This window comes from Streptomyces sp. 5-10, assembly GCF_014712245.1.
Classification (GTDB): Bacteria; Actinomycetota; Actinomycetes; order Streptomycetales; family Streptomycetaceae; genus Streptomyces; species Streptomyces violaceusniger.
The window spans coordinates 1-4,462 of the sequence record NZ_JACVYG010000154.1 but is presented as its reverse complement, the minus strand read 5'-3'; the positions used below and the strand labels follow the sequence as shown (position 1 = coordinate 4,462).

The window sequence follows — 4,462 nt, the reverse complement described above, 5'->3', positions numbered from 1 at the left end:
GGCGGCCCCGGCTCCGGCCGCCGCGAAGCCCGCTCCGGCGCAGCCCGCGGCCCCCGCCGCGAAGGCCGCCCCGGCGGCCCCGGCCAAGCCCGCGCCGGTCAAGCCGACCCCGGCCGAGCCGACGGTCTCCAAGAAGGAGCCCGCCGCGCCCTCCGCGGGGCCCGAGCTGGTCACGCTGCGCGGCCCGTCCGCCGCCGTGGCGAAGAACATGAACGCGTCGCTGGAGCTGCCGACCGCCACCTCGGTGCGCGCCGTCCCGGTGAAGCTGCTGTTCGACAACCGCATCGTCATCAACAACCACCTCAAGCGCGCCCGCGGCGGCAAGGTGTCCTTCACGCACCTGATCGGCTACGCCATGGTGCAGGCGCTGAAGGCGATGCCCTCGATGAACTACTCGTTCACCGAGAAGGACGGCAAGCCGACCCTGGTCAAGCCCGAGCACATCAACCTCGGTCTCGCCATCGACCTGGTCAAGCCCAACGGCGACCGCCAGCTCGTCGTGGCCGCGATCAAGAAGGCCGAGACGCTCAACTTCTTCGAGTTCTGGCAGGCGTACGAGGACATCGTCCGCCGCGCCCGGGCGAACAAGCTGACGATGGAGGACTTCACCGGCGTCACCGCCTCGCTGACCAACCCCGGCGGCATCGGCACCGTCCACTCGGTGCCGCGGCTGATGCCCGGCCAGGGCCTGATCATCGGCGTCGGCGCCATGGAGTACCCGGCCGAGTTCCAGGGCACCTCCCAGGACACCCTGAACAAGCTGGGCATCTCCAAGGTCATGACGCTGACCAGCACCTATGACCACCGGGTGATCCAGGGCGCCGCGTCCGGCGAGTTCCTGCGGATCATGAGCCAGCTGCTGCTCGGCGAGAACGACTTCTTCGACGAGATCTTCAAGGCGCTGCGCATCCCCTACGAGCCGGTCCGCTGGCTCAAGGACATCGACGTCAGCCACGACGACGACGTCACCAAGGCGGCGCGGGTCTTCGACCTGATCCACTCCTACCGGGTCCGCGGCCACGTCATGGCCGACACCGACCCGCTGGAGTACCGCCAGCGCAAGCACCCCGACCTGGACATCGTCGAGCACGGGCTCACCCTGTGGGACCTGGAGCGCGAGTTCGCGGTCGGCGGCTTCGCGGGCAAGTCCATGATGAAGCTGCGCGACATCCTGGGCGTGCTGCGCGACTCGTACTGCCGCACCACCGGCATCGAGTTCATGCACATCCAGGACCCCAAGCAGCGCAAGTGGATCCAGGACCGCGTCGAGCGCAGCCACGACAAGCCGGAGCGCGAGGAGCAGCTGCGCATCCTGCGCCGGCTCAACGCGGCCGAGGCGTTCGAAACCTTCCTGCAGACCAAGTACGTCGGTCAGAAGCGGTTCTCCCTGGAGGGCGGCGAGTCCGTCATCCCGCTGCTGGACGCGGTGCTGGACGCGGCCGCCGAGTCGCGCCTGGACGAGGTCGTCATCGGCATGGCCCACCGCGGCCGGCTGAACGTGCTGGCCAACATCGTCGGCAAGTCGTACGCGCAGATCTTCCGCGAGTTCGAGGGCAACCTCGACCCGAAGTCCATGCACGGCTCCGGCGACGTCAAGTACCACCTGGGCGCCGAGGGCACCTTCACCGGTCTGGACGGCGAGCAGATCAAGGTCTCGCTCACCGCGAACCCCTCCCACCTGGAGGCCGTGGACCCGGTCCTGGAGGGCGTCGTCCGCGCCAAGCAGGACATCATCGGCAAGGCGGGCACCGACTTCACGGTGCTGCCCGTCGCCCTCCACGGCGACGCGGCCTTCGCGGGCCAGGGCGTGGTGGCCGAGACGCTGAACATGTCGCAGCTGCGCGGCTACCGCACCGGCGGCACCGTGCACATCGTGATCAACAACCAGGTCGGCTTCACCGCCGCCCCGGCCGCGTCCCGCTCCTCGATGTACGCCACCGACGTCGCGCGCATGATCGAGGCGCCGATCTTCCACGTCAACGGCGACGACCCGGAGGCCGTCGTCCGCGTCGCGCGGCTCGCCTTCGAGTTCCGCCAGGCGTTCAACAAGGACGTGGTCATCGACCTGATCTGCTACCGCCGCCGCGGCCACAACGAGACCGACAACCCCGGTTTCACCCAGCCGCTGATGTACGACCTGATCGACAAGAAGCGCTCGGTGCGCAAGCTCTACACCGAGTCGCTGATCGGGCGCGGCGACATCACGCTGGAAGAGGCCGAGCAGGCACTCCAGGACTTCCAGGGCCAGCTGGAGAAGGTCTTCACCGAGGTCCGCGACGCGGTCTCGGCCCCGGCCCCGGCCGAGGTCCCCGAGCCGCAGGCGGAGTTCCCGGTCTCGGTCCAGACGGCGGTCTCCCAGGAGGTCGTCAAGCGGATCGCCGAGTCCCAGGTCAACATCCCCGACCGGATCACCGTCCACCCGCGGCTGCTCCCGCAGCTCCAGCGGCGCGCGGCGATGATCGAGGACGACTCGATCGACTGGGGCATGGGCGAGACCCTCGCCATCGGCTCGCTGCTGATGGAGGGCACCCCGGTCCGGCTCGCCGGCCAGGACTCCCGCCGCGGCACCTTCGGCCAGCGCCACGCGGTGCTGGTGGACCGCGAGACCGGCGACGACTACACCCCGCTGCTGTACCTCACCGATGACCAGGCCCGGTACAACGTCTACGACTCGCTGCTCAGCGAGTACGCGGCGATGGGCTTCGAGTACGGCTACTCGCTGGCCCGCCCGAACGCGCTGGTCATGTGGGAGGCGCAGTTCGGTGACTTCGTCAACGGCGCGCAGACCATCGTCGACGAGTTCATCTCCTCGGCCGAGCAGAAGTGGGGCCAGACGTCCGGCGTCACGCTGCTGCTGCCGCACGGCTACGAGGGCCAGGGGCCGGACCACTCCTCGGCCCGGATCGAGCGCTTCCTCCAGCTGTGCGCGCAGAACAACATGACGGTCGCCGCGCCGACGCTGCCGTCGAACTACTTCCACCTGCTGCGCTGGCAGGTCCACAACCCGCACCACAAGCCGCTGGTCGTCTTCACCCCGAAGTCGATGCTGCGGCTGAAGGCCGCGGCGTCGAAGACCGATGAGTTCCTCTCCGGCTCCTTCCGCCCGGTGATCGGCGACGAGACGGTCGACCCGGCCTCGGTGCGCAAGGTGGTCTTCTGCTCCGGCAAGGTCTACTACGACCTGGCCGCGGAGCGGGACAAGCGCGGTGCGAACGACACGGCGATCATCCGCCTGGAGCGGCTGTACCCGCTGCCGGGTGCGGAGCTCCAGGCCGAGATCGCCAAGTACTCGGGCGTCGAGAAGTTCGTCTGGGCGCAGGAGGAACCGGCGAACCAGGGTGCGTGGCCGTTCGTCGCGCTCAACCTGATCGACCACCTGGAGCTGTCGGTCGGCGCGGACGTCCCCGCCGCCGAGCGCCTGGTCCGGGTCTCCCGCCCGCACTCGTCCTCGCCCGCGGTGGGGTCGAACAAGCGGCACCAGGCGGAGCAGGCGGCGCTGGTGAGCGAGGTCTTCGAGATCTGAGCCCCTCGGCCGATACGGAAGGCCCGGTCCCGCGTCGCGCGGGGCCGGGCCTTCCGGCGTAGGGGGCTCGCGGGGGCTCTGTCGTCAGACCGGCACCCCGCCGGTGTCCCGGCCGCCGCTCAGCCGGACGGACTGACCGCGGTCGCCCCGTCGCCGGAGGCGACAGCAAGCCGTCCGGCGAGCTCGTCGCGCACCCGTGCGAGGGTGGCGATCCGGTCGTCCAGCACGCTCAGGCGGCGGCGCCCGATGTCCAGCATGGCCTCGGAGGGCCGGCTGCTCGGCACGTCGCCGTCCAGGCAGGCGCCGAAGTGTTGGATGTCCTCGAGCGTGAGCCCGGCGTCCAGCAGATAGCGAATGTTGGCCACCCGCCGGACCGCCCGGTCGTCGTACACCCGGTAGCCGTTGACCGCGCGTGCGGAGCTCAGCAGTCCCCGCTCCTCGTAGAAGCGCAAGGCCCTGGTCGTGGCACCGGTGGCCTTCGCCAACTCCCCTATCCGCATGCGGCGAGACTACCGGCGCCCAGGGATGTCCACCGGCTCGTGCCACCTGCGGCGGGCAGCTCCCCTCCCCGCCCCTCCCCACAACTGGGGCCCCGCCCCAGACCCCAGCCGAGCAACCCGGACGCCCCGGCCGACCGCACGCCCACCGCGTCACCGGTGGCCCGGCCGACCCCCCGACCGACCAGCAGACCGCAGCGACGACCGGCACATCACCCCCCAAGTCCACCGGCGAAACCCCTCCACGCGACGGAGCCGCATATCGATGCCGCGGGAAGCGGCTACCCACGCCCAGAGGTGTCCGCCGGACCTTGACGCCCGCGGCGGGCTGCTCCCTGCCTCGCCCCGAGGCCCGGGGCCCGAGGGCCGGGGGCCGGGGGCCGGGGCCGGGGCCGGGGGCCGGGGCCGGGGGCCGGAGCCCGAGGCCCGGAGCCCGGAGGCC

The 4,462-nt window shown here is 70.9% G+C and carries 2 protein-coding genes; one reads left to right on the top strand and one right to left on the bottom strand.

The window, feature by feature from the left end; translation table 11 throughout:
* Positions 1 to 3,523 (top strand): multifunctional oxoglutarate decarboxylase/oxoglutarate dehydrogenase thiamine pyrophosphate-binding subunit/dihydrolipoyllysine-residue succinyltransferase subunit (locus IEJ02_RS47495; RefSeq protein ID WP_191070459.1); only part of this gene is annotated, 3,523 nt, incomplete at its 5' end.
* A 119-nt stretch (positions 3,524 to 3,642) separates the two neighbouring features.
* On the opposite strand, the gene IEJ02_RS47490 is transcribed toward IEJ02_RS47495, so the two are convergent.
* A complete protein-coding gene (locus IEJ02_RS47490; RefSeq protein ID WP_191070458.1) occupies positions 3,643 to 4,023 on the bottom strand; it encodes a MerR family transcriptional regulator in 381 nt (126 codons plus the stop codon).
* Positions 4,024 to 4,462 lie beyond the last annotated feature (439 nt).